This window comes from Leclercia sp. EC_58, assembly GCF_019584355.1.
GTDB lineage: Bacteria > Pseudomonadota > Gammaproteobacteria > Enterobacterales > Enterobacteriaceae > Enterobacter.
Window position 1 is genome coordinate 1 of record NZ_VDAM01000009.1, and the last position, 2,871, is coordinate 2,871.

General features: G+C 43.5%; 4 protein-coding genes and 1 pseudogene. 2 read left to right on the plus strand and 3 right to left on the minus strand.

Features of this window, described 5'->3' with window-relative positions; all coding sequences use genetic code 11:
* The coding region (locus tag FHC51_RS22465; RefSeq protein ID WP_000851394.1) for an IS1 family transposase at positions 1-98 on the plus strand (98 nt) is incomplete at its 5' end.
* A 10-nt stretch (positions 99-108) separates the two neighbouring features.
* Here the strand turns inward: FHC51_RS22465 and FHC51_RS22470 are convergent.
* Both FHC51_RS22470 and FHC51_RS23340 read right to left on the minus strand, forming a co-directional pair.
* Positions 109-1,182: a DUF3987 domain-containing protein gene (locus tag FHC51_RS22470; protein ID WP_220436756.1), complete on the minus strand. Its 1,074-nt coding sequence runs from the start codon at positions 1,180-1,182 to the stop codon at positions 109-111.
* Between the two features lie 202 nt (positions 1,183-1,384).
* Entirely contained in the window at positions 1,385-1,678 is a 294-nt protein-coding gene (locus FHC51_RS23340; protein WP_375373825.1) for a helix-turn-helix transcriptional regulator, read from the minus strand.
* Between the two features lie 179 nt (positions 1,679-1,857).
* Between FHC51_RS23340 and FHC51_RS22480 the strand changes: the two genes are divergently transcribed.
* Positions 1,858-2,796 (plus strand): hypothetical protein, encoded by a 939-nt coding sequence (locus FHC51_RS22480; RefSeq protein ID WP_220436757.1) that lies wholly within the window; start codon positions 1,858-1,860, stop codon positions 2,794-2,796.
* On the opposite strand, the pseudogene FHC51_RS22485 reads toward FHC51_RS22480, so the two are convergent.
* Positions 2,758-2,871 (minus strand): annotated as a pseudogene (locus FHC51_RS22485) (IS5/IS1182 family transposase); the annotation flags it as partial. The gene FHC51_RS22480 and the pseudogene FHC51_RS22485 overlap by 39 nt on opposite strands.

Here is a 2,871-nt window from a genome sequence, read left to right on the forward strand (position 1 = left end):
TGGCAAGGCTGGGACGGAAGTCACTGTCGTTCTCAAAATCGGTGGAGCTGCATGACAAGGTCATCGGGCATTATCTGAACATAAAACACTATCAGTAAGTTGGAGTCATTACCTATGTTCCCATGGGCCTCCTTCGCTTATCTTTTGCTTCATTTCGGCACGTTTCTCACCCATAAATGCAATGGCCTGAGGTGACAGGGTTAGTTGCTGCTTATCGGCGATGCCATCATTGAAACGCTGCTTTGCACGTTCCAATAGCTCCTGAACTCTGTTATCAAATTCGTCAAGGGCGCGGTTCATACGACTAAAATCGCCATCCTGATATTTATATTCACCATATACTTTGACAGTCAGGAAACGGGCAAGGAAACCGCTCCCTCTCCCTGTCGTCTGGTTTCTGATGATATATTCATCAAAAATATCGGGCTGAACCATCAGGCAAAACATCAGACGAAGATTGATTTCATAATCCACGCCGTCACGTTGATAAAAATATGTAGCACCATCCCATCCGAGGTTAAATATACCCGGATCGTTTTTGGCCCTGGATTTGAAAAACGTCACAGCTTCATCAGAAAAAATACCAGCATCAGGATTATCACCGAGACTTTTAATAAGCTCACTATTAGATATGTCCTGATATAAGAACTTAAACCGGACAGGCTTCTGCGGTTTATTATTCAGGTGTTTTTTCATGGCCTTTTCTGCATCTTCACGACCACAGTTGCGGGATGTCGCCTGCCGTAAATTCCGGGCCAGCGCCTTTTTACTTTCGTCCCACATGCTGATATCCACCTGAAATTGGTTCAATAGATTTTTATATTCATCATTCACCTTTGCTGAAAAATCATGAAAGACCTGCATGACTGCTCTCAACACCGTAGACTTTCCGCTACCGGACCCGGCAATAACCAGAAAATTGAGCCCGACGGGTTCAGGGATCTTCGTATGTACAGGTATCACTTCAACCAGCGGGAGGCAAGCAAGAGAAGCAGCAGCCAGAAACGAACTGGCTGCAATCTCTACAGAGACTTTTTTATTTAGACTCGTAGCGATGATTGCATTACTGATTTTTTTGGGAAGAGACCTTATTGGAAATGATAGTGATTCAGAGGCTTTAACAGACATATTTCGTTGTTCAGGAGTTTTTTTCCCCTGATAATTCTGCAGGGGCAGATTCATGATAATATTCCCTTATTGTTAAAGAGCATAAGACATATACCAGCTGATGAACAGCAGGTATAGCTGTTCCCCTCACGGGGTTAATATGATAAATATGCAGGTACAGATAACTTATTTTTCAATTGCAGGCGTGCGTATTTTCTCGTGCTTTAGATAATCCCATTAATACAAATCGTTTCAGTAAGCGATATTGCAGTCCAGATTACTTGCGATTTGTGTCCCGCTCATTTAGCCATGCTTCATAGTCACTTTTTCTCCAGCGACTTGAGCGACCAATTTTCAGCGGTCGGGGAAACATACCTCTGGAAATAAGGGAATAGTAATGCTTGTCACTAAGGCCACTGTGAGCGGTGATGTCTTTCATGCTGAGCAGGATGTCATCGCCCATTGCAAAGCGGATCCGTTTTTCAACTTCTGGTGGAAGTGGGGTTCCAATTTGCATGTTCTCATGCTGGTTTGCATATACCGGATATTCTGTTTGTGGCGAGTTGGTCATCGTTGGTTCCTCCTTAAGTTGATAGCCGGAGAGTTCTCCGGAGTGCTATTGACTTTAAGAGCAAGATATAAAGGTAAAAATACTTGTGCAGAAAAATTTTTTTTGAGGTGACGCACAACACCAAACACTTTTTCGTTTATGATTAAAAATCATAATGTTGGTAAGGATACTCATAAGGCATGGCACAAAACAGAAACAATACGTTTGAAGGTAATTTTGGTAAAACACCCACTGATTACTATCTCGAACACTTCAATAAGCCCACACAGCCTGTTCCAGGTGGTTTCCTGAATGATCACTGGATCAATTTTTCCTCGTCCGAACAGCGCCTGGTAAGTTATCTGAATGACTCGTATCCCGACTGGATACATCACATAACACTGAGAAAAAACTCAGAAAAGGAACGACGCCCGACAACTATTCTTCAAAACTACGTTGTCGGCACTCAATGCAATTTTGATGCTTTTATGCGCTTCCTGCTTGAAGACTTAAGCGAGGAAGATGAAATAGAAGCCGGACTTGGCTATCTGAAAAAACTTAACGACCAGGAACCGGTAGAAGACCCTGATTTTACTTCACTGCATGTCAAAGGCTTGCGCAAGGGGCTTGATACAGTAAATGAGTTACTCAACACCAATGGAATGGACAGGTTTGAAGCTGCCTCTTACTTTTTTACACTCTCCTTTCATTACCTGAGTGAAATGGGCCGCGAAGCCGAGCAGTCAAATGCAATGTTTGAAGCTTTCGAACAGCTGGGAGAGTTTCGGGGATGGTGCAGCAACGTGCAGGCCCTTGAGTCAGCGTTAAAAAAACACGAGGATGCAAAAAAAGCTGCAAATGTAAAGGCTGAGAAGAGTTTTGGTGCTCACAAAAGAGAAGTTACTCGTATCTTGGAAGAGGAAATACTGCCAAATCCAAACTCTTTTAAACTGAAAACAGCCACTGCGTTGCACAATGAACTGGGGATGAGACTTGATGAGTTCATCGCTGCAAACAGTTTGAATGAATCAGCTAACTCAGTCAGTATGATAAAAGGGTGGGCACGATGTGGGGATTTCAAAGAACTTTTTGATAGGACACTAGGCTTTGTACGAAAAGTATTGCCGCATGCAACGTAGGCTGCAGGCCAAGGTGACCATGGCTGCAAAGCTCTTGGCCAGCTTGTCATAGCGAGTGCCGATCCTGCGATTTTC

Excerpts from the sequence above, each read along its gene's own strand:
- FHC51_RS22480 (WP_220436757.1), top strand. The coding sequence starts at position 1,858 with ATGGCACAAAACAGAAACAATACGTTTGAAGGTAATTTTGGTAAAACA.
- FHC51_RS22470 (WP_220436756.1), bottom strand. The coding sequence starts at position 1,182 with ATGAATCTGCCCCTGCAGAATTATCAGGGGAAAAAAACTCCTGAACAA.
- FHC51_RS23340 (WP_375373825.1), bottom strand. The coding sequence starts at position 1,678 with ATGACCAACTCGCCACAAACAGAATATCCGGTATATGCAAACCAGCAT.